General features: G+C 66.6%; 26 protein-coding genes. 12 read left to right on the forward strand and 14 right to left on the reverse strand.

Translation table 11 applies throughout. From position 1 onward, the window contains the following. Positions 1-101: 101 nt before the first annotated feature. Together AB6V29_RS09095 and AB6V29_RS09100 are read right to left on the reverse strand one after the other, a co-directional pair. The gene (locus AB6V29_RS09095; RefSeq protein ID WP_267789155.1) at positions 102-677 is read right to left on the reverse strand and encodes a hypothetical protein; all 576 of its coding nucleotides are present in this window, start codon (positions 675-677) and stop codon (positions 102-104) included. A 146-nt stretch (positions 678-823) separates the two neighbouring features. Then, complete coding sequence (locus AB6V29_RS09100; protein ID WP_369358134.1) at positions 824-1,426, reverse strand: hypothetical protein; 603 nt, start codon at positions 1,424-1,426, stop codon at positions 824-826. A 287-nt stretch (positions 1,427-1,713) separates the two neighbouring features. Between AB6V29_RS09100 and AB6V29_RS09105 the strand changes: the two genes are divergently transcribed. Continuing rightward, entirely contained in the window at positions 1,714-1,956 is a 243-nt protein-coding gene (locus AB6V29_RS09105; RefSeq protein WP_141376406.1) for a helix-turn-helix domain-containing protein, read from the forward strand. 122 nt (positions 1,957-2,078) lie between these two features. Here the strand turns inward: AB6V29_RS09105 and AB6V29_RS09110 are convergent, their stop codons facing one another. Together AB6V29_RS09110 and AB6V29_RS09115 are read right to left on the reverse strand one after the other, a co-directional pair. Beyond that, complete coding sequence (locus AB6V29_RS09110) at positions 2,079-2,408, reverse strand: acetoacetate decarboxylase family protein (RefSeq protein WP_369358136.1); 330 nt, start codon at positions 2,406-2,408, stop codon at positions 2,079-2,081. Positions 2,409-2,410: 2 nt separating this feature from the next. Next, a complete protein-coding gene (locus tag AB6V29_RS09115) occupies positions 2,411-2,818 on the reverse strand; it encodes an acetoacetate decarboxylase family protein (protein ID WP_369358138.1) in 408 nt (135 codons plus the stop codon). 420 nt (positions 2,819-3,238) lie between these two features. On the opposite strand from AB6V29_RS09115, the gene AB6V29_RS09120 reads away from it, so the two are divergent. The 3 genes from AB6V29_RS09120 to AB6V29_RS09130 all read left to right on the forward strand — a co-directional run bounded on the left by AB6V29_RS09120 (position 3,239) and on the right by AB6V29_RS09130 (position 5,059). After that, the gene (locus AB6V29_RS09120; RefSeq protein WP_267789148.1) at positions 3,239-3,811 is read left to right on the forward strand and encodes a hypothetical protein; all 573 of its coding nucleotides are present in this window, start codon (positions 3,239-3,241) and stop codon (positions 3,809-3,811) included. A gap of 47 nt (positions 3,812-3,858) precedes the next feature. Then, complete coding sequence (locus AB6V29_RS09125) at positions 3,859-4,545, forward strand: signal peptidase I (RefSeq protein WP_369358140.1); 687 nt, start codon at positions 3,859-3,861, stop codon at positions 4,543-4,545. 91 nt (positions 4,546-4,636) lie between these two features. Then, entirely contained in the window at positions 4,637-5,059 is a 423-nt protein-coding gene (locus AB6V29_RS09130; RefSeq protein ID WP_141376398.1) for a response regulator transcription factor, read from the forward strand. Positions 5,060-5,197: 138 nt separating this feature from the next. Here AB6V29_RS09130 and AB6V29_RS09135 read toward each other — a convergent pair whose 3' ends face one another. Continuing rightward, positions 5,198-7,735 (reverse strand): bifunctional lysylphosphatidylglycerol flippase/synthetase MprF, encoded by a 2,538-nt coding sequence (locus AB6V29_RS09135; protein WP_369358142.1) that lies wholly within the window; start codon positions 7,733-7,735, stop codon positions 5,198-5,200. A gap of 120 nt (positions 7,736-7,855) precedes the next feature. Beyond that, positions 7,856-9,064 carry a cation:proton antiporter gene (locus AB6V29_RS09140; RefSeq protein WP_369358144.1) on the reverse strand — a complete coding sequence of 403 codons (1,209 nt, stop codon included), beginning with the start codon at positions 9,062-9,064 and terminating at the stop codon, positions 7,856-7,858. 153 nt (positions 9,065-9,217) lie between these two features. On the opposite strand from AB6V29_RS09140, the gene AB6V29_RS09145 reads away from it, so the two are divergent. Continuing rightward, positions 9,218-9,892 carry a response regulator transcription factor gene (locus AB6V29_RS09145; RefSeq protein ID WP_307314617.1) on the forward strand — a complete coding sequence of 225 codons (675 nt, stop codon included), beginning with the start codon at positions 9,218-9,220 and terminating at the stop codon, positions 9,890-9,892. Beyond that, on the forward strand, positions 9,889-10,974 hold the full coding sequence (locus tag AB6V29_RS09150) for a sensor histidine kinase (RefSeq protein WP_267789138.1): 1,086 nt from the start codon (positions 9,889-9,891) through the stop codon (positions 10,972-10,974). Before AB6V29_RS09145 ends, AB6V29_RS09150 begins: the two co-directional genes overlap by 4 nt. Positions 10,975-10,980: 6 nt before the next feature. Here AB6V29_RS09150 and AB6V29_RS09155 read toward each other — a convergent pair whose 3' ends face one another. The 5 genes from AB6V29_RS09155 to AB6V29_RS09175 form a co-directional block, all read right to left on the reverse strand. Then, positions 10,981-11,994 carry a LacI family DNA-binding transcriptional regulator gene (locus AB6V29_RS09155; RefSeq protein WP_369358146.1) on the reverse strand — a complete coding sequence of 338 codons (1,014 nt, stop codon included), beginning with the start codon at positions 11,992-11,994 and terminating at the stop codon, positions 10,981-10,983. A 224-nt stretch (positions 11,995-12,218) separates the two neighbouring features. Further along, positions 12,219-13,673 carry a GH1 family beta-glucosidase gene (locus tag AB6V29_RS09160; RefSeq protein ID WP_369358147.1) on the reverse strand — a complete coding sequence of 485 codons (1,455 nt, stop codon included), beginning with the start codon at positions 13,671-13,673 and terminating at the stop codon, positions 12,219-12,221. A gap of 29 nt (positions 13,674-13,702) precedes the next feature. Beyond that, the gene (locus AB6V29_RS09165) at positions 13,703-14,608 is read right to left on the reverse strand and encodes a carbohydrate ABC transporter permease (protein ID WP_369358148.1); all 906 of its coding nucleotides are present in this window, start codon (positions 14,606-14,608) and stop codon (positions 13,703-13,705) included. Then, a complete protein-coding gene (locus AB6V29_RS09170) occupies positions 14,605-15,726 on the reverse strand; it encodes a carbohydrate ABC transporter permease (protein WP_369358150.1) in 1,122 nt (373 codons plus the stop codon). Before AB6V29_RS09170 ends, AB6V29_RS09165 begins: the two co-directional genes overlap by 4 nt. A gap of 84 nt (positions 15,727-15,810) precedes the next feature. Continuing rightward, entirely contained in the window at positions 15,811-17,085 is a 1,275-nt protein-coding gene (locus AB6V29_RS09175; RefSeq protein WP_369358152.1) for an extracellular solute-binding protein, read from the reverse strand. Between the two features lie 234 nt (positions 17,086-17,319). Here AB6V29_RS09175 and purS point away from each other — a divergent pair, with 234 nt between their 5' ends. From purS to AB6V29_RS09205, 6 genes are all read left to right on the forward strand, one after another. Beyond that, on the forward strand, positions 17,320-17,568 hold the full coding sequence (purS, locus tag AB6V29_RS09180) for a phosphoribosylformylglycinamidine synthase subunit PurS (RefSeq protein WP_210072513.1): 249 nt from the start codon (positions 17,320-17,322) through the stop codon (positions 17,566-17,568). Next, complete coding sequence (gene purQ / locus AB6V29_RS09185; protein WP_369358154.1) at positions 17,565-18,272, forward strand: phosphoribosylformylglycinamidine synthase subunit PurQ; 708 nt, start codon at positions 17,565-17,567, stop codon at positions 18,270-18,272. The genes purS and purQ overlap by 4 nt, the downstream gene beginning before the upstream one ends. Before the next feature lie 472 nt (positions 18,273-18,744). Then, positions 18,745-18,915, forward strand: coding sequence for a hypothetical protein (locus AB6V29_RS09190; RefSeq protein WP_369358156.1), 171 nt, complete (start codon positions 18,745-18,747; stop codon positions 18,913-18,915). 193 nt (positions 18,916-19,108) lie between these two features. After that, positions 19,109-19,384 carry a hypothetical protein gene (locus tag AB6V29_RS09195; RefSeq protein WP_369358157.1) on the forward strand — a complete coding sequence of 92 codons (276 nt, stop codon included), beginning with the start codon at positions 19,109-19,111 and terminating at the stop codon, positions 19,382-19,384. Between the two features lie 417 nt (positions 19,385-19,801). Next, positions 19,802-20,131, forward strand: coding sequence for a hypothetical protein (locus tag AB6V29_RS09200; protein ID WP_369358159.1), 330 nt, complete (start codon positions 19,802-19,804; stop codon positions 20,129-20,131). Positions 20,132-20,503: 372 nt separating this feature from the next. Next, the gene (locus tag AB6V29_RS09205) at positions 20,504-20,917 is read left to right on the forward strand and encodes a histone-like nucleoid-structuring protein Lsr2 (RefSeq protein ID WP_369358160.1); all 414 of its coding nucleotides are present in this window, start codon (positions 20,504-20,506) and stop codon (positions 20,915-20,917) included. Between the two features lie 1,058 nt (positions 20,918-21,975). Here AB6V29_RS09205 and AB6V29_RS09210 read toward each other — a convergent pair. From AB6V29_RS09210 to AB6V29_RS09220, 3 genes are all read right to left on the reverse strand, one after another. Next, positions 21,976-22,584, reverse strand: a complete 609-nt coding sequence (locus tag AB6V29_RS09210; RefSeq protein WP_369358162.1) for an ATP-binding cassette domain-containing protein — start codon at positions 22,582-22,584, stop codon at positions 21,976-21,978. Between the two features lie 14 nt (positions 22,585-22,598). Further along, entirely contained in the window at positions 22,599-23,456 is an 858-nt protein-coding gene (locus tag AB6V29_RS09215; protein ID WP_369358164.1) for a peptidoglycan-binding protein, read from the reverse strand. A 205-nt stretch (positions 23,457-23,661) separates the two neighbouring features. Next, positions 23,662-24,219, reverse strand: coding sequence for a hypothetical protein (locus tag AB6V29_RS09220; protein ID WP_369358165.1), 558 nt, complete (start codon positions 24,217-24,219; stop codon positions 23,662-23,664). Positions 24,220-24,286: the final 67 nt, after the last annotated feature.

Consider the following 24,286-nt stretch of genomic DNA (forward strand, 5'->3'; position numbering starts at 1 on the left):
CGGCCTACGCGGAAGGACAACCCATCGACGGATATGGGCTGACGACTCGCCGCGCGCAGAGACGTGGGCGCCAGCGTGCTGCCGGCGCCCACGCGCGAGGGTCAGGACGAGAACGGAGCGCCGGCCTGGATGGCGTTCACGACGGTCGAGAACGTAAGAGTTTTACCCTGGGCTGTGTTGTCGGTGGCGGCGGGCAGCCACGCACGGAACTTGATCACCGCGGTTCCGCCAGCAGCGAGCGAGGAGGTGCCCGGGATGGAGACGTTTCGGAGGTCGTCAGCAGTCCATGTCTTCGACCAGGTCGAGCCATTGTCGGTGCTGTACTCGACGTTGACCTGCTTGGCGAAGTCGCTCGAGGTGGAAGCCATCTGGACCTTCCAGTCAACGGCCGCCGTTCCGTTGTTGCGGACGTTGATGTTGAACGTCTTGGCCTTGGTCGCGACGTCCGAGGACGCAACCGGGAGCACGTTGGTGAACGACAGCGCCGCTGTGGAGGACGCGTCGTCGCCGATGTTCCCGATCACGACGGTGCCGGACGCGAGGGTGTTGCTGGAAACGGTCTTGTCGGCGGTGAAGTACGCGCCGGTGGCAACCGTGCCGCCCAGGCCCATAGTGAGCAGGGCGAGGGAGGCGACGAGGACCTTCTTCTTCGAGAAGGAGCGCTTGGTGGTGGACATGGGATCTGCTTTCTTTCAGTGGTGAGTCGTGCTTCGGGTCGGAAAGGGAGGCTGAGGGGCTCGACGAGTGCGAACGAAGGTGGCGTAGCGGCTCGACGAGAAGGTGGGGGCGCAGCCCGCAGATGCGGGCGCGCGAGGTGCGGGTGTTAGAAGCCCTCCTGGACGGCCTGGACGAGCAGGCTGAGGGGGACTGTTTGGCCCTGGTACTCATTCCCGACCGAGGCGGGCAAGTTCACCGCGAACGTCACCGTGGTGCTCTCACCCGGAGCCAAGGTCCCGAGGGAGTGCGAGTCGGAGTCCCCCAAGCTGGACTCGACGGCCGAACCACTCGAGCTCTCGCTCTTCCACACGATCTGTGTCGCGAGGGGGACGGCGTTATCGGTGCGTGCGATCGCGGTGAGGGTCACGGGCACGGTGGTGGAGTTCGTCACGGACGCGCGAACGACGGCAGGCTGACCGCCGGGTACGAGCTGGATCACTCCGCCGGCGAGCACGGGCGCGTCGATCTGCACATCAGATACCGAGATGACATCGCACTGTTCCGGAGCGGCATGCGCGGCCTGTGACGGGGAGAAGGCCCCCAAGAGCAAGATCATGCCCAGCACGCTCGACAGAGCGAGCCCCACGCCAGGCGCGGCCGCCGTGGAAGAGGGCAGCGCTTCACGGCGACGCCGACGCGACCGGGCCAAAGCCATGACGCCACCCGCGAGAAGGACGAGCGCGATGCCGCAGGCGAGTATGACGTCCATGGGAGAGCCTGTTGCCGCAAGTCCGGACCCTCCCGAGGCCGTGATCGCGGGCGCTGCCGGGGAGGGCACGACCGGAACAGAACAATCCACAGAAGATCCTTTGGTATGAAACGGGTTGAAACGGACTCAGGTGGACCATAGCCGACGCCGACAGCCCCTAACAACTCTTTTCCGCCTCGAGCTCTACACCCGATGTAGTGCGCTTCACGCAAAATCACGCCGGATCAGGCCGTTATTGGGCATGGTGCCCGTAAACTGTGATGAGTCTGTTACCCCCCGGGAGCGCCATGCCTAAGCACCTCGAGCACCTGTTCGCTGGATATCCGCCGATCCTTTCCGCCAGAGACGTCGCCGAGGTGCTCGGGTTGAACAGCAAGACCGTCTATGAGTACTTGCAGTCCGGCGAGCTGCCCGCGTACCACATCGGCTCGAAGTGGGTCATCGTGCGAGACGAGGTGGTCGAGTACATATCGAGCACCTCGAACGTGGCTGACCGAAGCACCCCTGAGGTGGCGACGCCCTCGAGCTGAACAGGATCGACGCTCGACTCCGTTCGCACGGGACGCTGAGGCGGCAGCGTCCGCGCAACGAGGAGAGCCAGCTGTAACGTCGCCGCGCGTTGCGAAGCCTGCCGCGCGGGCTCCCAGGGAAGTCAGTAGCGGTGCAGGACTTCCGTTTCGCCGATCGACCACGTGGTTTCGAATGTGTGACACGAGTCGATGTGACGTACGGGCAGCTGGTCGAACGGGGCCATGATGTGGCCGTCGAGAGTAAGCCGCGACGGCACCCGGTAGGCGTCGCGGACCTCGAGCTTTGCGCTGCGCAGCATGAAGAGAGTGGGCTTCGCTGGCTCACCCAATGCCGGCCGCCCGAGCACCTTCAGGAAGAATTTGGGGCGCTGCAGGAACTCGACGGCGTCGTCGGCGAACATCGGCTCGCTTCGGTAGCCCGCACTCCCGCGAACGACGACGGTATCGTTCACGGTCAGCGAGAAGTTGCTCGCTGACCGTCGCGGTGCACGATCGACCCTACGCCGTACAGCACGGGCTGCAGGTAGGCCTCACGGTTGTGGATGATCGAGGTCACGTTGTCCGTGTAGACCGCCTGGATGTAGTCCCCCACGACGCCTGCCGAGCTGACCGCTTCGATCGACTGCGTCACTTCGAGGAGGGGAACATCCCCGTGCGAGTTGAAGAACTGCGTGAAGAACACGCTGGCGCGCGGAATCAGAGGCAGATGCAGGGGCTCCGGAAGGAGCTTGCGCGCGGCGTGCTCATCGGTCACATAATCGACGCGAAGAATGCTCCGGCGAATACTCGGCGCACCTGAGTAAGCGATGAACGGCACATTGGCAGGCGTGGTCAGCAGCTGCAGGACCTCGGAAGCTAGCACGCGAAGATTCTAAGGATCTGAATAACTTGCTCATAACGCCCCCGCCGCGCGGGCCCCACCGCTAATATCCGGCGGCAATCAGCGCTCCCGGCAGGCAGGGGACGACCGCTCGTCGACCAGAAGACACGTGAACGTCATGGGCGTTGCGGACGGACCTGGTTCGACTCTCGCACTCTACGGACGAGGGTGCCGCGCGCACTTCGCGGAGCGTTCCCCCAAACAGACGGGACGATCGAGGCGATTCCTGCTATGGTGCGTAAGATCCGATACGCACCGTTTTGATCCGTTATGTGTTTTTACGATAGTGAGCATGCGTCAGGAGGAGGCCCGGTCAGGTGCCGGAACCGTCGTCCGCGTGTCAGCCGACGAGTACTCGAGCTGCCGAGCGGCACCCACCCACACCCCAGAAGGAGCGGCGGCATGAGCATTGTCCGGCCGAACCCTCAGGGACCGCACACGGCCACGTCTGCTGTCGTTCTCCTCACGCTCGGCGTCGACCACGCTGCGCCGTCCTCGTCCGCCGTGACCCCCACCCCTGACTCGTGCACGCACGACACAATCCGTCTCGGACACACGGACGGCGGCCGCATCACCGCGCACACCACCTCTTCGCTCACCGCTCCGGCATTCGATGCGCAAGCGGACGCATACGCATTCGCCATCGATGCGCACAACACGAGCGGCAAGGCAATCGACTGGATTCTCGGTATTGAACTGCGCAGCAGTGCATCGGATGCGCGCGAAGTAACACTCGCCGCCAGCACGACCGACGGTGCCACGTGGTCAACACCGCTGACCATCGACACGTCCGGTAACCCCGCGTTCTGCGCCGTCTCGCCCCTCCTGCCCTCAGCGACCCAAACAGTGCACTTCCGCGTCCGGGTCCCCCGCCCCGCCAACATCACGCACCTCTGCCTCGAGGCATCGACCGCTCAGTCCTCCTCGCGCCCCGAACGTCCGCAACCGCGCGCGCGCCTGCTATCGCGCGTGTGACGCGCTCCACCCCACCGGCCATCACCCGATACTCACCTGGAGGCACAATGCGCATCCTCTCCTTCCTCCGTTGGAGCATCGTAGGCGCGTTGCTCGCCCTCCTCATCGCCCCCGCCGCCATCACTCTGGCCACCGGGACCCAGCTCGTCGTCGTCGATGGGAAGTCCATGACGCCCACCTACGAGTTCGGCGACCTTGTTCTCATCGGCGACCCCCACCCCGACGACTTTCAACCCGGCCGCGTCGTCACCGTCGGACGCCCCGACGGAAGCATGTATACCCACCGCATCCAAGAAATCACCGACGGTAAGGCCCTCCTGAAGGGCGACGGCAACACCGCGGCGGACCCCGACACGATCTCCTACGACCAGCTCGTAGGCGCCGTCCGCGGCCACATCGGCGGCCCGCTCGCCGCCGTTCTCGCCTACGTCCAAACCACCCCCGCGCGTATCAGCCTTGCCGTCCTCGTTCTCGCCCTTCTCCTGCTTCCCCTCGAACGTCGGCCCGCCGACGCCAAGGACGGCGAGGACGGCGAGGACGGGGGTCGCGAAGACGGCGATACCGACCCCGCGGACCAGAAGGACCCCCCGGCCACCTCGGCGGAGGACACGGACCGGGTGCTCGGGGACGTTTTCGGTCTCGCCGGAGACCGGCATCCCCGCACCGAAAAGCCCTCCTTCCTCGCCCCCCAAGAACAGAACGGTCCCATACGGCGGCGGTCCCCGCAGTGGTGACGAACGAACATCGACCCGTGGCCACTCCTCACGCCCCGATCCTCACGGACCGGGATCTTCACATCTCGCAGAAAGATCAACCGGTCACCTCATGACTCTTCTCGACAAGCGTTCAGAACCCACAAGCCCTTCGAACTTCTCTGCCTGCGCCACCGCTGTCGTCGTCGACGATGATCCGCACGTCCGGTCCGTGCTCACGCGAATCCTCGAGAGCGCCGGATACGCGACCGACGCCTTCGACAACGGAGCCGAAGGCGCTCGCGCGGCGCTGGCCATCCGCCCCGACCTGGTCACGATGGACCTGACCCTTCCCGGCATGGACGGCATCGAAGCCATTCGACGCATACGATCCGCCGGATCCAGCGCGCACATCATCGTCATCTCCGGCCTGCACGACGACGCCGACAAGGTCTCGGCCTTCGACGCCGGCGCGGACGACTACGTCACCAAACCCTTCCGCTCCCGAGAACTTCGAGCCCGCATAGACGCCGTCACTCGGCGCCTCAACCGCTGACTCGTATCCCCGCCCCGACGCCACCGAGCTCCACCGGAAAGAGGGCACGACCCGTCCAGGCTGGTGTCGAATCCCGCGGCACCCTTTGTGGCATCCCCGGTTCTGGTGACACCGCAAAACTCCGCCCCGCCCGACGCGTCAGCGCCCCGCGGCCTCCCGCGGCCGGCGCAACGAGGCGGCCATCTCCGCCGCCGAACGCAGTGTGAGCCCGGGGATGTAGCAGCGGACGAGGGCGATCGCGATGGCCGGGATCTGCGTGGCATCCGGGTAGATCATCCACAGAGGCGCGAAGTCGGGCTGGAACTTCTTCTTGAAGTTCGCCAGCGACCGGAACCCGTACGCCGGCTCGAGGAGCGCGCTGATGACGTCGAGGCCGCGGTCCAGGGCGCTGCGATCGGCGTCGTCCCCGGTGGAGTGCCGCGCCAGGGGCGAACCCGACAGGCTCATCACCGTCATGCCGTCCTCACGGAGCCGCTCGACGGCCTGACCGATGAGGAACTCCATGACCCCGGGCATCGCGTCGTCGCGCCGACGCATGACGTCGAGGGCGTACCCGGCGATCGTGCCGTCGCGATGGATCGGTATCCAGCTCGTGAAAGCCGTGATGCGTCCCGATCCGTCGCGCGCCACGAGAAGGCGCACCTCGGGGTCGTCGAGCTGGTCGGTCGAGCCGAGGGTGAAACCCATCTCGGGGATCGTCTTGTCCGAGACCCAGGCCTCCGAGATGTCGCGGATCTGGCCGCGATCGAAGAACGACAGCTCGCTCCACCGGGCCCAACGCGAGGTCAGTCCCTCTCGCGCCGCGCGGTTGGTGGCCGTCCGGACGTCCTGTCGCTTCTTGCCGGCGGGAGTCCAGCTGCGCGGGTCGAGGAAGGCCTCCTCGGCGACCTGCAGCGACGACCAGCCCAGCGGGGCGAGCCGCTCGCGCTCGGCGTCGTCGACGCTGTAGAACACCGGCGTCCAGCCCTGCTCCTCGCAGAACGCGGCGAACTCCGCGCCGACGGAGGCGTCGTCCCGGTCGGGGCCGAAGGCACCCCCGAGCGTCACCGCGAAACCGCCGCGAACCCGGTAGGCGATCGCCGCCTCCGCGTCGGCGGCGAACCAGTAGACGTTCCCCTCCCACAGGGTCATGTGCCCGAGGGTGTCCCCCGATCCCGCTGCGAGCAGAGCCCGCGCGCGCTCGCGATCGGGTGCGGTCTCGGCGGCGCCGGAGCGGACCACGAAGCGCACGGCGGCGACCACGACGCTCAGCCAGAACAGCAGCGGCGGCAGGTACCACGCCGCCTGTGCGGCTCCGGTCATCGGGACGAAGACGAGGGCCTCGGGCGGCAGAAGCGACGGCGGGACGAGACGCAGGGGCAGAGTGGCGAGCACGGTGGTCACGTTCGGCCACGGCCGGAACTCGGCGGACGTCATCAGGATGCCGACCAGCGCCAGCGCCAGCGAGCCCAGGGCCGCGACGACGACCGTGCGCACGAAGATCCGGCGCACCCCGGGGGTCGATCGGATCTGCGCGGCGGCGCGGAAACGCACGAGAAGCACGGCGACCATCAGGGGAAGGGCGGCACCGACGACCATGCCCACGACCGTCTGCCAGACGTCGGCGACGTCGTACGCGGCACGCACCGTCGCGAGCTGCTCGAGCGTGTCGGTCTCGCTCAGCAGCAGCAGGATGCTCATCGCCGCGAAGGTGAGGACGTTCACCCCCACGGCCAGGTGCAGGGCGCCGCGGCGCCCGCGCAGCACGCCCCAGGCGGCGATCAGCAGCACCAGCTGCGGGAGCGCGGCGATCCACCCCGAGGCGGGCTGAAGCTCGGCGTAGACCGAGGCGGAGGGCGGGCAGGGAGCGTTGGTCGAACCGATCGCGCAGACGACGCCGTCGGCCACGTTCAGCGGGTCGTACGACAGCCAGCTGTAGACCGACAGCACTCCCGCCCCCGAGCCCCAGAGGGTGGCCACGACCGGCCCGATGGCGGTGATGGCGGTGAGCGCGGCCAGCAGCACGCGCTTCTCGCGCAGGGAGCTGCGGGGAATGCCGACGGCCCGCGTCCCCCCGAGCACGAGGCCGGCCGCCATGCCGACGGGCAGGGCGATGAGCGTGTAGAGGTCGGACGCCGAGGCCGCGTAGAGGAACATGGTCATGGCGAGGACCACGCCGCCGATGCGGATGCGCCGGCGCCACAGCGGCGAGGCGAAACAGCTCGCGGCGATCGCGACGCACAGCAGCGCCGCAATCGGCGGTGCCCCCGTGTCGGGGGTGACGTTCAGCGAGACCTCGGGGATGACGTTGTCCTCGAACCAGCCGATAACCTCGCCGACCGCGCAGACGACGAGCCCGCCGCCCACGAACGCCGCGAGCAGACGTCGCGTGCCCAGGAGCCCCTCCGCAGCGCCGCACGTCACCAGGGTCAACAGCACGGTGACGGCGAGCACGAGCGGGTCGTCGACCCGCACCAGGGCGAGCAGCATGTCGCGCAGGTCGAAGGGACCGGCCTCGAAGGTGCTCTCCGTTGCGATCGTCACGGTGCTGACCACGAGGATCGCCAGTGTCACCCCGAGCGTCCCGGTGCGACGCCGGAGCAGTCCGGGGACATCCCACCGCGGGACGCGTTTCACGGGCCGCGTCGCCGGCGTCGTCTCGGGCGCTGCCTGCGCCTTGTCCATCACCGCGACCATCGGTCCTCCCCGAGCGTGCGCATGCCGACCCCCGGCATCCTGTCCATACTCGCGAGATGCCCCGGGACGCCGCATCGCCCGGTCGGCCCCCTCCTCTGGCCGATCGGGTGGTCCGACCGGTCAGGCGGCGGCGACCCGCCCGGGCCAGAACCGGCGCACCAGGAGCGGTCCCGCGATGCCGTGCAGCACCACGCTGCCGAGCACGACCATGCAGGTCGCCGCCAGCACGAGGAACCCCTCTTCCCCGGGCAGGGCGTTCGCGGCGATGAGACCGAAGACGATGGATGCCGCGCCCCGAGGACCCATGGCGGCGACGAAGAACCGCTCCTTGCGGGTGGCCTCGGTGCCGATCAGCGCGAGCAGCACGGGCAGGAACCGCCCCACCGTCAGGGCCACGAGAGCGAGGACGATCGCGGGCCACCAGTCGTAGGTCTCGCTGAGCAGAACGATCGAGGCGAAGCCGAAAGCCAACCACAACAGCAGGTTGAGCAGCCACGAGAGGTCGTCCAGCAGAGAGATCTCGACGGAGGGGACGCCACTCGCCCCGCGCGCGAGACGCAGGGCGACGCCCGCGACGAAGACGGCGACGAACCCGTTGCCTTGCAACGCGACGGCGAGGCCGAAAACGATCAGGGGCGTGGCGATGAAGGCGATACGCATGCTCTGGGGCTCGGTCCATCCTCGCCCGTCGGCGAAGCGCATCGCTCCCCCGATCGCGGCCCCCGCGGCAGCCCCGACGAGGATCGCGATGAGCCCCGCGGGGGCGGCCACCGCGAACGCACGTCCGGCGTCGCCCGTCGTCCCCGCGGAGGCGAAGGCCACCGCACCGAGCAGGAGCGGCGAGACCAGACCGTCGTTGTACCCGCTCTCGACGTTGAGCCACCGCCGTACCCGCGCCGGAACGCGGTCGTCGCGCACGATCGAGGTCTCGGGCGAGAAGTCGGCGGGCACCGAGATGCACGCGATCGCCAGGATCACCGCCACCGACAACCCCAGCGGCAGGATCAGACCGACCGCCAGCACGAGGACGAGCGACAGCGGCAGGCCGATGCCGAGCAGCCGCGCCGGCACCCCGGTGAAGTGCGAGCGGAAGGAGCCGCGAACCTCCAGCGCGTCGACGAAGAGCAGGTAGGCCAGCACGATCTCGGCGAAGAAGAGCGTGGCCTTCGACTCGAGGAACAGCTCGCCCTGCACCGGTAGCAGCGCGCCCCCGAGCAGGCCGAGAGCGGTCATCACGATCGGTCCGTTGACCGTGGCCTTCCGGAAGACGCGGCTCCACAGCGCCCAGACGAGCAGGGAGCAGCCGACGACGAGCAGGGGGACGGACACGGCGAGAACTCCTGGGTAGAGGATGGGACGGGAGCCAGTCTGTTCGACGCCCGGGCCCGCGACCGGGGGCTGACCGGGTACCGTCCGCGTCCGGTCGGGTACATCGGATGCGCCCCCTGTCTCGACGGCGCCCGGAGTCCCTAGCCTGGTCGCATGGCATCCATCGCCTCTCCGGTCATCCGTGTCGCCGTCATCGACGACGAGGCACTCATCCGCTCCGGCTTCTCGCACATCCTCAGCGCCGCCGACGACATCGAGGTCGTGGCGACCGCCGACGGCGTCCAGGCGATGGAGGTCCTCGCCGAGGCGCGTCCCGACGTGGTGCTGCTCGACATCCGGATGCCGGGACGAAACGGTCTCGAGGTGCTCCGCGACATCCGCCGGGCGGGGTGGAACGTGACGGTGGCGATCCTGACCACCTTCGACTCCGACGATCACATCGCGTCGGCCCTCGACGCGGGCGCGGCCGGGTTCCTCGTGAAAGACACCGACCCGCGTCAGCTCCCCCAGCTCGTGCGCACCCTCCACGGCGGTGGGGTGGTGTTCTCGCCCACCGTCAGCCGCGCCGTGGTGGCCGGATACCTGCGCCCCGAGCCCGCGGCCGACACCCACCTGGTCGACGCGCTCAGCTCGCGCGAGCGCGAGATCCTCGTGCAACTGGGGCGCGGACTGTCGAACATCCAGATCGGCGCCGAGATGTTCCTGAGCCCCGCCACCGTGAAAGCGCACATCAGCACGATCCTCGGCAAGCTCGGCGTCGACGGGCGCGTGCAGGCGGCTCTCGTGGCGGAGCGTGCGGGCCTGCTGCGCGACGAGGAGGCACGATGAGGCGCCGCGATGTCCTGATCGATCTCGGCCTCGTCGCCGTGGCCGCCCTCGACGGCGTGCTCGGTCTCTACACGACCGACCTGCTCGAGCTGGTGCTGACCCTGGTCGGAGCCGCGGGCCTGCTGCTGCGCCGCAAGATCCCCCTGCTGTCCCTGGCGCTGGCGCTTCCCGCCCTCTTCCTCACCGGCGGACCGATCGCGTCGGTGATCGCCCTCTACACCGTCGCGAGCGCGGCGACCGGAATGGCCTGGCTCGTCGTCGCGTCCGCCCTCACCTTCCTCGGACTCGGCCTGTCGTGGGACACCTTCACCTCGGTCAACGACCACGTGCTCGCCATCGTCTACGCGACGATGACCTCGGGCGGCGCCGTGGCGCTGGGCCGCCTCCGACGCAACCAGAGCAGGCTGACGGCGAGTCTCGACGAGCTGCGCCGCGCCCGCGCCGACGAGAACCGCCGCGTCGCCCGCGAGGCCGTCGCGGAGGAGCGCGCCCACCTCGCGCGGGAGATGCACGACGTCGTCTCGCACCAGGTGAGCCTCATCACCGTGCAGGCGGGTGCCCTGATGGTCCGCGCCGACGATCCCGATGTCGTCGAGACGGCCGACACGATCCGTACGCTCGCCTCCACGACCCTCGCCGAGCTGCGTCAGATGCTGCTGGTGCTCCGCGCCGACGGACCGGAGGCCGCACCGCTCGGCCCCCAGCCGACCCTGCGCCACCTCGATGAGATCCTGCACCCCGCCGACCTTGATATCGAGGCCCGCATCGACCTGCGCGAAGGGCTCGCACCCGCGACCCAGCGAGCGGTCTACCGCACGATCCAAGAGGGGCTCACGAACGTGCGAAAACACGCGCCCGGGTCGCGCGTGACCGTGACCGCGACGAGCACCGACACCGGTGGGGTGCGGGTGGTCCTGCGCAACGCCGCCTCCCCCGCCCCGCGCCCCGACCCCGCTCCCACGGCGCGCCTCGGTCACCTCGGGCTCTCGGAACGCGCCCACATGCTGGGGGGCTCGTTCCGCGCCGGGCCCATGGCCGACGGCGGCTACGAGATCGACCTGCGCCTGCCGGCCGGTCCCTGACCCGCCTCAGGCCGAGGCGCGCTGCACGACCTCGATCGGCAGGATCGTCGCGTGAGCCGCGGGACGCCCGGCGAGGATGTCCAGCAGCACGGATGCCATGTGCCGGCCCTGCGCCAGCGACGGCTGCCGGACCGTGGTCAGCGCCGGCGTGACGGCGGTCGACACCGCCGAGTCGTCGAAGCCCATGACGGCGACGTCGCGCCCCGGCTCGATTCCCTTGTCGCGCAGCACCGTGTAGACGCCTCGGGCCATGAGATCGCTTGCGACGAAGACCGCCTCGGGGGTGACCCCGTTCGAGAGGATGCGGTTCATCGCCAGCGCCCCGCCCATCTCGGTGAAGTCCCCGTTCTCGATCGCCACGGGCTCCAGCCCCGCCTCCGCCATCGCGTTGCGGAAGCCCTGGAGGCGGTCGATGCCCGCGGGCATGTCCGACGGGCCCGACACCGTGGCGAGACGGCGGTGACCGCGCGCCAGCAGATAGGCGGTGGCGACCCGGCCACCCTCGACGTTGTCGACGTCGACGTAGTAGTCGTCGGCGCGGATGCGCGCGGGGCGTCCGCCGTAGACCACGGGGACGACGTCGGCGACGCGGTCGAGGAAGGTGTCGCTCGTGTGGTGCGAGGCGACGATCGCCCCGTCGACGCTTCCCCCACGGAGGTACCCGAGCGCCTTGGCGCTGACGTCGTCGCTCGCGATGAGCATGTTCATGATGTAGTCGGACTCGCCGATGACCTCGCCGATCCCCGCGACGATCGAGGCGAAGAACGGGTCGCCGAAGAAGCGGTCGGTCTGCTCGGGGATCACCAGGGCGATCGCCCGGGTCTGGCGGCTGGCGAGCGAGCGTGCCGCACGGTTGGGCACGTACTGCAGCTCGTCGATCGCGCGGCGCACGGCCTCGAGAGCGGAAGGCGAGACGGCGGAGGAGCCGTTGACGACTCGCGACACCGTCGAGCGCGAGACTCCGGCGCGCGCCGCGACCTCTTCGATCGTGGCGGCACCCCGCACGGATGCGAGATCCATCGCTCCCCTCCTTCAGGACGGCCGCGTTCTCCGGCGCTCGGCTGGCCGGATGCACCCCGCGCTGATGCGAGCGTACTGCGGTGTCGCCGGGGAACGCACCGGCGCCGGCGCGGATCCCTGCGGCCCACGCGGCACGCCGGCCACCCGTGCCCGCCGCATCGCCTTACGCCGCTTATGCGAAGGCCCGGCCGCAGACGCGCGCGACCGGGCCCTCGCGGCCGACGTCAGCGAACGACGACCGGCTCCAGCGCGCGGTCCGCGATCACCCGCGCGTAGGCGAGCCCCGAATCCTTGATCGTGCGCTCCTGCGTGGCGTAGTCGACGTAGACGATCCCGAAACGCTTCTCGTAGCCCCACGCCCACTCGAAGTTGTCCATCAGCGACCAGTAGAAGTAGCCGCGCACGTCGACGCCTTCATCCACGGCATCCAGAACCGCCGCGAGGTGCGCCTCGACGAACTCCACGCGCTCGACGTCGTGCACGCGCGGCTCGTCGCCCTCGGTGTTCAGCTCGTCGTCGAACGATGCACCGTTCTCGGTGACGAAGAGGGCCACGCCCGCCTCCGCCGCATAATCCTCGCTGACCCGCTGGAGCAGACGCGTGAGCCCCTCGGGCTGCACCTCCCAGTGCATGTTGGTGCGAGCGAGACCGCGATCGTGCCAGTACAGGTTCTCGTGCGCGGGGAAGGGCTTGCCGACCGGGCGCGAGGTGGGAGCATCTCCCGCGGGCGGGTCGATCTCGGGCGCAGTACCCCCGACGAACTCGCCGTGGTAGTAGTTCACGCCGAGCGAGTCGATGGGCGTCGAGATGATGTCGAGGTCACCGGGCTGCACGGCCTCCTGCCAACGCGCCACCGCCTCGGCGTCCGTCTTGCGGAAGTCCTTGATGATGTCGGCGGGGTACTCGCCACGGAAGACGGGGTCGAGGAACCAGCGGTTGAACTGTCCGTCGACGCGACGTGCGGCGTCGAGGTCGGCGGGGTTCGTCGGGTCGACGGCATCCGCCACCGTGAGGTTGAGCGTGAGCCCGAGGTTCAGCGAGGAATCGCGTGCACGGAGCTCGCGAACGGTCTGACCGTGTCCCAGCAGCAGGTGGTGTGCGGCGAGCATGCCCTCGGCCTGGGAGTAGTGCCCGGGTGCGTGGATGCCCGCGGTGTAGCTGAGGAACGACGAGCACCACGGCTCGTTGAGCGTGGTCCACACGTTCACGCGGTCGCCGAGCGCGTCGTGCATGTCGAGCGCGTACTCGGTGAACTTCTCGCTCGTCGAGCGCACGGTCCAGCCGCCGGTGTCCTGCAGCGCCTGCGGGAGGTCCCAGTGATACAGGGTGAGCCAGGGCAGGATGCCGGCATCCAGCAGCTCGTCGACGAGGCGCTTGTAGAAGTCGACGCCCTTCGCGTTGAGGGCACCGCCGTCGGGGCGGACGCGCGACCACGACGTCGAGAAGCGGTAGGTCTGCAGTCCGAGCTTCTTCATGAGGTGCACGTCGTCGGCATAGCGGTGGTAGTGGTCGCACGCGACATCGCCGTTGTCGGCGTTGATCACGGCGTCGGGCACGCGGCTGAACGCGTCCCAGATCGAGGCCGTGCGACCGTCTTCGAAGGCCGCCCCCTCGATCTGATAGGCCGCGGTGGCGGCACCGAAGAGGAAGCCGTCGGGGAACGAACGGGTGTGGGACATGGTTCGGGTTCCTTCCATGGGCGCGAGGGTCATCCCTTGACCGCCCCTTGCATGATGCCACTGACGAGCTGCTTGCCCGCGAAGACGAACAGCAGCAGCAGCGGGATCGTCGACAGCAGAACGCCCGCGAGGACGATCGAGTAGTCGACGAAGTAGTTGGACTGCAGGAGCGACAGGGCCACCGGCAGCGTGGGGTTCTGGCGGTCGAGAACGATGAACGGCCAGAAGAAGTTGTTCCACGCGCTCACGAAGGTGAACAGCCCGAGCATCGCCGCAGCGGGGCGCGCGGCGGGGACGCCCACCGTGAGGAACGTGCGGAACGAGGTCGCGCCATCCACGCGCGCGGCCTCGATCAGCTCGTCGGGCACGGACTGACGCAGGTACTGCGTCATCCAGAAGACGCCGAAGGCGCTGGTCAGAGCCGGGATGATGATGGCACCGAGCTGGCCGGTCCACCCGAGCTCGCTGAACAGGATGTACAGCGGCACGACGCCCAGCTGCGTCGGCACGGCCATGGTCGCCACGACGAAGACGAGCAACCACGGGCCGCCGCGGAACTTCAGCTTCGCGAACGCCCACCCCGCGAGGGTCGAGAAGAAGACCACGGATGCCGCGATCAGGCCCGAGCTGATGATCGAGTTCACCAGCGCCGGCCAGAAGTTGACCGCGGGGTCGCCGATGACGGACGCGGCGTTGGCGAAGAAGTTGCCGCCGGGGATCCACGACCGATTCGCGTCGCGGATCGTCGATGAATCGCCCGAACCGATCAGCAGCGACCAGTAGAAGGGGAACAGGCTCGCCAGCAGCACCGCGCCGAGAGCGGCGTAGACGATCCAGCCCGGGCGGGAGCCGCGCACGGGGCGCGTACGGCGGCGGACGGGGCCGGGGGCGTTCGGATCGACGACCGGGACGGGGGCGGGGCTCACGGCGGTCATCGGCGGGTCTCCTGTCGTGCGGCGCCGCCTCGGGACGCGTCGGTGTCTCGCGGGGGCGCCGGGGTATCGGCATCCGCCCTCACTCGGGCTCTCGCCGCTCGCGCCTGCGCTCGGGCGTCTCGACGGGAACGGGTGTCACCGCGACCACCGTCGTCGCGCACGAGCGAACGCGTGACGAACAGGTTGATCGCGCCGATGGCGAGGATGAGCAGGAAGAGGATCCACGCGAGTGCCGCGGCGCGGCCGAAGTTCCACTCCCCCCAGCCGACGTTGTAGAGCCACAGGGTCACGGTGAGCCACTGGTTGTCCGCCCCGCCCGTGCCGTACTGGTCGTACATGCGCGGCTCGTCGAAGATCTGCAGGCCGCCGATGGTGGCGGTGATGATGACGAAGACGAGGGTCGGTTTGAGGCTCGGCAGGGTGATCGAGAAGAACTGGCGGATCTTGCCGGCGCCGTCGACGGTCGCGGCCTCGTAGTACTCGCGTGGAATGGCCTGCATCGCCGCGAGCAGGATGAGGGTGTTGTAGCCGGTCCAGCGGAAATTGACCATCGTCGCGATCGCGATGTGGCTGGCGAAGGCGTCGGAATGCCACGGCACGGCCGGAAGACCGAGATTCTGCAGGGTGGTGTTCACCACGCCGTACTGGTCGCCGAACATGTTGCTGAAGATGAGGGCCACGGCGACGGGGGCCATCACGTACGGCACGAGCACGCTCATGCGCCAGAAGGTCTTGGCGCGGATGTTTTGGTCGAGCATCGCGGCGATGAAGATCGCGAGGATGAGCTGCGGGACGCTCGAGAGCAGGAAGATGCTGAAGGTGTTGCGCAGGGCGATCCAGAACTTGGGCTGCGAGAGCACCCAGGCGTACTGGTCGAAGCCGATGAACTCGCCCGAGTTGCGAACCAGATCCCAGTCCATGAACGAGATCACCGCGGTGTAGGCGATGGGGAACAGACCCGTGATCGCGAACAGGATGAAGAACGGCGAGATGTAGAGATACGGCGAGAGCTTCAGGTCCCACGCGCTACGGCGCTGACCGAAGCCGAGGCGCCGTGGCCGGCGGTCCCCGGCCGGGGGCTGCGCCGGCCGCGTGGGCCGTTCGAGAGTGCTTGTCACGGTGGTGTCTCCTCCTCGAGACGAGCGGGACGGATGCCGGGGCTCGAGGCGCGGGGCCCCGGCATCCGCTCGCTACAGGTCAGGTCAGGACAGGGCGTCGACCTCGGTCGCCCACTGCTTCCACGAGGTGGCGGCATCCTGCGTTCCGTCTTCCACTCGCGTGAGCGCCTTCTGCATGGCGTCGTTGATCTGGAAGTAGAAGGTGCCCTTGTACGGCGAGACCTTGACGGCCTGCGCGCGCTCGGAGAGCATCTCGCCCACGGGGGCGTTGTTGAAGTACTCGTTCGTGTTGCCGAGCAGCGCGTCCGCCTTGAGGGCGTCGGTCTGGCTCGGGAAGGTCCCGGCGTTCTCGAACGCCTTCACCTGGGTCTCGGGGTCGGTCAGCCAGTCGGCGAGCTCCTGGGCGGCTTCGACGTTCTTGCCGTTACCGGGGACGGTCAGGTACGACCCGCCCCAGTTGCCGGCGCCGCCGGGGAAGACGTTCGCGATGTCCCAGCCCTTGACCTCGGGGGCGTTGCCCTCGATGACGCCGAGCATCCAGCCGGGGCAGAGCATGGTGGCGAAGGCGCCGTTCGAGAGCCCCGCGAACCAGTCGTCCGACCACTGGCCCAGGTGCGCCGACTGCGTGGCGCTGGCCTTCAGGACCTGGTCGTAGATCTTCTTCACGTCGGGGTTGCTCGTGGCGGTGATCTCGCCGTTGTCGGGGTTCTCGTATGCGGCCTCGACCTGGTTGATCGCGCCCTGGTAGGTGCCGCCTGCGGAGTCGAAGAAGGCCTTGCCGGTCGCGGCGACGTAGGTGTCGCCCGCGGCGAAGTAGGTCGACCAGTCGCCCTGGAGCATCTTGGCGACCTCGGCCCGGTCGGTCGGGAGGCCGGCCGCGGCGAAGAGGTCGGAGCGATAGCAGACGCCTTCGGGGCCGATGTCGGTGCCGTAGCCGACGAGCTTTCCCTCGGGGCTGGTGGCGGCCTCGACCTTGTAGTCGAGCCACCGGCTCTTGAGGTCGTCGGGCACCGGAGCCAGCAGGTCGGCGTACTCCATGACCTCGGGTAGCCAGTCGACCTCGATGGCCTCGATGTCGGCGAGGCCGGGCTTGCCCAGCTTCTGGAAGTAGTTCTCGCGGGCCTCGTTGCTGGTCGCGGCCTTGTTGTGCACGATCTTTACGTTCGGGTGCGCGTCCATGTACTCCTGCAGGAGCGCGTCGGTGTAACCGAAGTCGTTGAAGGTGGCGATGGTGAGGGTGACGTCACCATCACCGCCCGAAGCGGAACCCCCGGTGCCGGAGCAGCCGGCGAGGACGAGGGCAGAGGTCGAGGCGACGGCGGCGACGAGAGCCACCCGGCGCAGGGCACGATTTTTCACAGATCACTCCTTTGTGGTGGGTGCTGACCGGCGCTGGCGAGGGCTCCCTGCGACCGCGCGTGGGAGCGCTCTCACCGATCGGGGATGACGCTATGGGATCGCTCCCACGCGGTCAAGAGGACGCTGTGAGATCGTTATGAAGCCCCGCCCCCTCGGCCCGGTCCGCCGTAGCGGGCGCCATCGGCCGCTCGCGTAGACTGGCCTTCACAACGCCACCCGACTCTTGGAGCTGCAGTGCCCACCATCGTCGTCGACGTCATGCCCAAGGCCGAGCTTCTCGACCCGCAGGGAAAGGCCGTGGCCGGCGCCCTGTCGCGTCTGGGCGAGCACCGCTTCTCCGACGTGCGCATCGGCAAGCGCTTCGAACTGACCGTCGAGGGCGAGGTCGACGAAGCCACGCTCGCGCGGGCGCGCGAGCTCGCCGACGAGATGCTCTCGAACGCCGTCATCGAAGACGTCGTCAACGTCGAGGTGGTCGAGTGACCGCTCGCATCGGGGTCATCACCTTCCCCGGTTCGCTCGACGACCGCGACGCGCAGCGCGCCATCCGTCTCGCGGGCGGCGAGCCCGTCGCCCTCTGGCACGGCGAGCACGACCTGAAGGGGGTCGACGCCCTGGTCCTGCCCGGCGGCTTCAGCTACGGCGACTACCTGCGTGCCGGCGCGATCGCCGCCTTCGCGCCGATCATGGCCGAGGTGAAGGACGCGGCCGGCAAGGGCATGCCCGTGCTCGGCATCTGCAACGGCTTTCAGATGCTCGTCGAGGCGCACCTGCTGCCCGGGGGCCTGATCCGCAACGCCCACCAGCAGTTCATCCGCCGCGACCAGCGCCTGCGCGTCGAGAACGCCTCCACCGCGTGGACCAGCGACTTCGCCGAGGGCGAAGAGATCGTCATCCCCCTGAAGAACGCCGACGGCGGATACATCGCGGATGCCGAGACCCTGGCGCGCGTGAACGGCGAGGGCCTCGTGACCTTCCGGTACGTCGGGGTGAACCCCAACGGCTCGCTCGACGACATCGCCGGCCTGACCAACGACCGCGGCAACGTCGTGGGTCTCATGCCGCACCCCGAGCACGCGGTCGAGCCGGGCTTCGGCCCGGGTACCTCTGCGGCGATGCGTTCGGGCGTCGACGGCCTGGGCTTCTTCACCTCGGCCATCGCCGCTGTCGTGGGCGCCGCCGTCTAACTCGCGGAGGCTCCCGACCCGATCCTGGCAGGGGTGCCGGACGTGCCCGCGTAGCAGGGACGCTCGCCCTACCAGGGCGGTGGCCTTCTGCGTGCCGCGCGGCAGGCCGTGCGCCAGGCGCGGACTCGATGCCCGCGCCTGACCTCGAGGACCTGCCCACACCATGGCATGCGGTGCTGGTGGCGGCGCCCCCGGCCGCCACCAGCACGGAGCGCGAGGCGTGCTCGCATATCCCGAACAGCACACGCCGCACACTCGATGGAGGTCATTCGCATGAAGGGAGTGCGAGAAATGGCCTCCTGGCAAGAGGACGCGTGGCCGCGCGGATCATGACGCGTGCGGCGAAGATCTTTAGCAAGGGGCCCGTCCGGCCCAGATCAAGCCAAAGATAACGAGGGCGTTCCTCGTTTCTTCCGTCTCACGTCATGAATGCTCTATGGCGCCGTCTTTCATTCGACAGAAAGGCGGCCCGATGCCCGACGATAACTCTCCCGGTGGACGCGACCTCATCAAGGAGCGCGAGAACGCTGCGTCGATCACGCGCGGGCTCATCATCGCCATCGGACTCTCACTCGCCTTGTGGACGATCGTGGGCCTGATCGCGTGGCGGGTCGCCCACGCGATCATCTCCGCTCTTTCCTAGAAGTCACTCGCCGGGTGAGATCAGCGCTCACCCGCACCCATGCGGCTTTCAAAGCGTCGGCCTCGACGTTCCCCTCGGCTCCCTCGACGTCGTCGACGGAGAAGTCACACCTCCCGGCTTCCAATCCGCCTACCTCATCCGCAACTACGGCGTCACCCCCGACCGCGCCGGACTCGGCACCGTCTACGTCGTCATGCACTCCCTCCGAAACGGCGCCGTAGGACCCGGTAACGCCCTCATCGATATCGACCACGGCACAGCCCGCATCGACACCGGTGCCACCATCACCGTCGACGACGTCGATTACACCGTCACCGGCACCCGACACATCCCCAAGACCGAGTTGCCCAACAGCGACATCTGGACCACCGGCCCCGACGAACTCGTCGTCATCACCTGCCTCCAACGCCCCGAAGGCGGCCCCTCCACCGACAACATCGTCATCACAGCAGAACGTAAATCTGCCTAGCTACATCCCGCCCGCGGATCGAGGCGGCACCATACGAACTTGGATTAGCGGCTACGGCGGCGTCATATCCTCACTCCAGCACCGTCAGAAGGTATGAGGCAGCAACCGACGCGCCTCACCCGGAGGACGTTCAATGTTTCACCACCCTTATAGCCAAGTTGATGGCTGGTCAACCGATGAGAACACCTGCCTCGACGAACAAGAAGGAACAACGACTTTTCGAGGGATCCTGATGGGTGTCGCGTTGGCTATCGCTATGTGGGCGTTCCTCGGTGCGGCCATATGCGCTGCCGCTTCGGCTGCAGCCTGGATCTCTGAGGCGTAAATGGCCATTCGGCGTCATAATGACCATGGATTCGCATCTCACATGTAGGGAGATCCCCCATCCTGCGAGGGGGTCGCGCAGGCTTCTCCCTCATGAAGCAGAACGTGAGCTGGACCCACTCCCGGCCCGCGTTCAGTGCTTCAAAAGTGGTGGTGCGGGCGACCGGGGGCGCCCGCACCACCACTCTGCCCCGCCGCTCCAAACCGCGGTCACTAGCACCCCTCTCCAGCGCGGAGGCGGGTGAGCGGGGTGCTGACATAACCGTCGATTATCAGCATTTATACATCACGGTGCGGCGAGCCGGCGCCGCTGAAATCGACCTGACGCCGGAAAAGCTGAGCGAGATCGACGACGCCTCCCCGCATGGCGTGGCGACCGGTGATCACAACACCCCAGAAGGTCTGGCCGCTGACCGGCTCTGATCGCGGCGAGCGGGAGGGGCGGGCGCGCCTCACGCGCCGCCCGCGACCACCTCCCCACTGGGACCATTGACGGAACATGGAATGGACGCAAGGCCAATCACTAAGCGCCCAGCGTCACCGCCCCGCGACCAGGCGTTCGGCGACGGCGCGCCCGTTAGAACGAGCAGCTTGTCGGCGGGCTTGAACGGCAATTCGCTCTGAGGCAATTCGCGCAGCTTGCGCGGCGCCCATGGGGCCGATGAAGACCCGATTAGGCGCCAGATATCACGCGCAACAACAATCACGAAAAGCGCAAGTGGTCGTCAGCTTTGTATTTCGGTAGTACTATCGGCCATGTCCCCCAAACGGGGGACATGGCGAGTGAGGATTGTCATGGTGATGCGGCTCGTAGCTCGGCGCTTCGACGACTTGGATGGTACGGAGCTAGACAGCTCCGGAAGCCCTGTTCGTCTAACCATCAACGATGTCTCATACGAGGTCGATCTATCTCCGGAGCATCTCGAAAACTTATTTACTTTCTTGAGCCCGTTCCTCGCAGTTGCTCGCAAGCAAGTTGTGACGATAAAGCCATCGACGCGTCGAGAGGAACAAAAAAAGCGTACTGATATTCGATCCTGGGCGAGAGCGCGCGGCTATGCAGTGTCCGAACGGGGGCGCATAAGCCGAGCTGCGCTCGATGCTTACAGGGCAGCGGCTGAAGAAAACGACGAGGATGATCGTTACCCGGATAGGGCGACCTATAGCTCCGAGGTCAATAATTTAGCCGCCAAACAACTCAGCGGATAAGTGCCCTCCGAAGTACCGTCAGGTTCTATCCTTAACGCTCGTCGCCAGAGGTAGCATAGCTACAGCAGTCGCCACTACGGCAGTCAGAGAAAATGTGGCCGCCGCGCCTGAAATAACGGCTGTAATCCCAATCAAGAGGCTTGTCTCGTGCCATCTTGTCGCGACCATGAGGTGCGCAAACAAGGTTAGAGCTACAGCTCCTGTAGCGCCGACTGCTACTAGAAATCCGTGGGCGAAGGCGTAGATGAATGCTGCATCCATTCGTCGAACGCCAGACGTGACGTACAAAGCGATCTCGCTACGCCGGATGTATACAGTGAGTGTGACGGGAAGCAGGGTGACGGCAACTGCGGCGATCCATGCATACTGCGATGGCCGTTGCGTCCAGTCTGAGGAGCTCACACCTTCATATAGGTAACGCACTTCTATTGTCGGCGACGGACTGAAGGCGGCTCGCAAACTTCGCGCGACCGTTTGCGTCGATCCACTCTGTGCTTCTACCCAACACTCGTTCGCCGACATAAATAAGCCCGCGGACCTTACGTCATATACCCAGCGAGCCTGCCCGGGAGCTCGGCGGTCTGTGTCGACTACGTCGCCAACAGTCGAAGTGGATAGGGTGGCACCGCGAGGCGCCCCGAGTTCTTTCGCTGCCGCAGCTCCCAGGACGAGCCCCCCTGTCCCGGGGGAAAAGCTGGGGTCGACGATCTCAAGGTACGAAGAACTAGCACTCGCTTTTTGTAAAGGGTTTCGCGCGGACTTCTCAAACTGAACTGTGCCTGTATTTTTGAACCAACCGGCGTGTACCACACCGACCCAGCTCCCGACCTTCTCGCACTCGAAAGCAGAAACGCCCTCCTCTTGATCGCTGACGATAACAACGTTTGATCCCCTAGCCTCGGCTTCCTCAACGCGTTGAGCAAGGTTCTGCAGCTCTGAGACCTCCCAGGCAGCAGGAAGAGCCAGCGCAACCATCGCTGTCAATACAATCAAGAATGCGAAAAACGGCCGGGAAACAGCTGTCGAGAGCGCTTCTCTGACCACGACTGAAGGACGCATCACGGGCTCTCTCGAAGGTCGACCATTTCGTCTAACCGCTCCCAGACCGACGGATCATGAGTTGCGATGATCACGATCTTCCCGGCGCGGGCGAGTGTCTTAAACGCGTCGACAACAGCCGCGGTGTTCTGATGATCCAGCTGCCCCGTCGGTTCGTCAGCGAGCACGAGCGGCCTGTCCGAAAGCAGGCAACGCACAATGGAGACGCGCTGTTGTTCGCCACCGGATAGTCTCGCCATCGGCGCGAGCATCCGATCCTCGAGGCCAAGATCCGCGAGACTCCTGCACGCTGCGGCGCGAGCGGTCATCATATCGGCGCCTTGTGCGAGAAGCGCTATCGCGGCGTTCTCGACTGCCGTGCGCCCGTGCAGCATGGGGTTGGTTTGCGCAACCCACGCAGTCGCTGCGCGTCGTACTGCTTCGCTTGCTGGGACATTGTCGAAGGCAACCGATCCGGAAACTGGCTTCCGGAGGCCACCGATCAGGTCCAGAAGGGTCGACTTGCCAGATCCAGAGGGCCCAACCAGCCCCATGGTCGTGCCGGGCCGCAGAGTTTGATCAAAATCCCTGATGATCTCCCGGGGCGAACCGGGGTAGGCGTAGTTCATTGAGCGGCAAGTGACTAGCAATCTCTGGGTGCACCCGAAATCTCAAATGGGTTTGCGACGGCGAAGGGGCCGAGCGGCTCGGCCGGGGCGATGATAGACATACCCAGTTCTCCGCCGAGGACGGTCACACGGGTTTTGCGCCACGACGATGGGTTCAGTCCGTCAGCGTCGGAAGTCAAGATGCAATACCCACCCTCGCCAGAGAGAAGCGACGATGCGGGCACCTGCACGCCCTCGATAACGCTCGCACGACGAATTGTGGCGGAGAACGGAGCTTCCTGGCGTGGAAGTGAACGGAGCACAGAAGGAGCATTAGCCACTGCGTTCGCTGCGTCTCCCGTGAACGGAATCTGAAGACCATTTACATCGATGTTCCACGCGACATCTTGCGCAATAGCGGAAGAAGTATCTTTCAGTTGCACCGAAGCGCGCGTGGGCACAGGCGCGGTTTTCATCAACGGGTCGGTTTGAGCTGGAGCAGGAGCCCCGACCTCAGCGTTTATGACCGCCGGGACGAAGTCGTCCCGGGGAATCCAAACAAACCACGAAGGATCCATGACGTTGGCGTCTTTGACGCCGATTTCCTTCCCGAGAGCCTTGATACCGTCAGCTGTCCAGCGGGACCAGGTATTGCTTCCTCCCGCACTGTACCCAAGCGCGTTCAGATACTCGTTCAGCATCTGAACATCATCGCCCGAATCACCTTCACCCAGGGGTCGGTAAAACGGTTTTTCAGTGACCGCGGCGATACGCCAAACGCCGTCGACCTGTACAATCCGTTTCCCGTTCTCGATGTACTGCCCGAGGATATCGGAGGATATCGCTGTGACGATGCCCTGCCAACTGGGGCTAATCACATCATCGCCATCCACCCAATCGAGCTTGAGGTCTGCCGGAATTGATTCCTGGGTGGAAGCTTGAGATGCAGATACGAGAACCGGCTTCGCGGATGATTCAACTTGTGGCTTTGGGCTTGCGTTTACTACTAGAGCTCCAGCTACAGCCAGCCACGGCGCCGCCAGGCATACGGACAAAAGTAGCCATCCACTGACGCGCGCTCGGCCGCGTTCCCGCCGATCAGCGCGCATTCGTGACAGAGATCATAAAGTACTCCGGAAACTCGGATAGGCACGAGCTCGTTATTTCTCGCCCGTCAGCATCGATGTTTTCGGAAACGTACTTGACTATCTCGTCGTAGGTGGCACCCGGGGAAATTTGACCGCCGTTTTCTTGCAAGCAGGAAATAACTTCAGGGCGGAGCTTCTCGCGGTCCTCAGTGCTGAGCAGGTTTTGTTCCGCCCACACCACTCCTACAGCACTGAGAAACTCTTCGTCACAGGCCGCTGCCTCATTATTGATCGCTACGACCTCTTCCTCCGTCTCGGCCTCCACCTCCCAGTCGAAAGTGAGCTGGCGTGCGGCTACCGGGTAAACATCGCTGACAGTGGCGCCCGTATCGGTGACGCACTGTCGCTTCGCGAGAACTGCTCTTTCGTACTCCGCTGGGTCAACGACTCCGTCTTGGAGAATTTCTGCTTGGAAGGCGGAGGCACTCTCGGCGAGAGCTCCAACATCGAGGCTCTGTTCAGCCGCAGTGGCGCACGACGTCAATCCAAAGGCAGCTAGTGCCGCCACAATCGTGACGACACTAGCCCTTTGGACGCCGGCGCGACGCCGCGTGCTCGTCGAGCATCCCCTGGCG

Source organism: Microbacterium sp. 20-116 (assembly GCF_041079415.1).
Classification (GTDB): Bacteria; Actinomycetota; Actinomycetes; order Actinomycetales; family Microbacteriaceae; genus Microbacterium.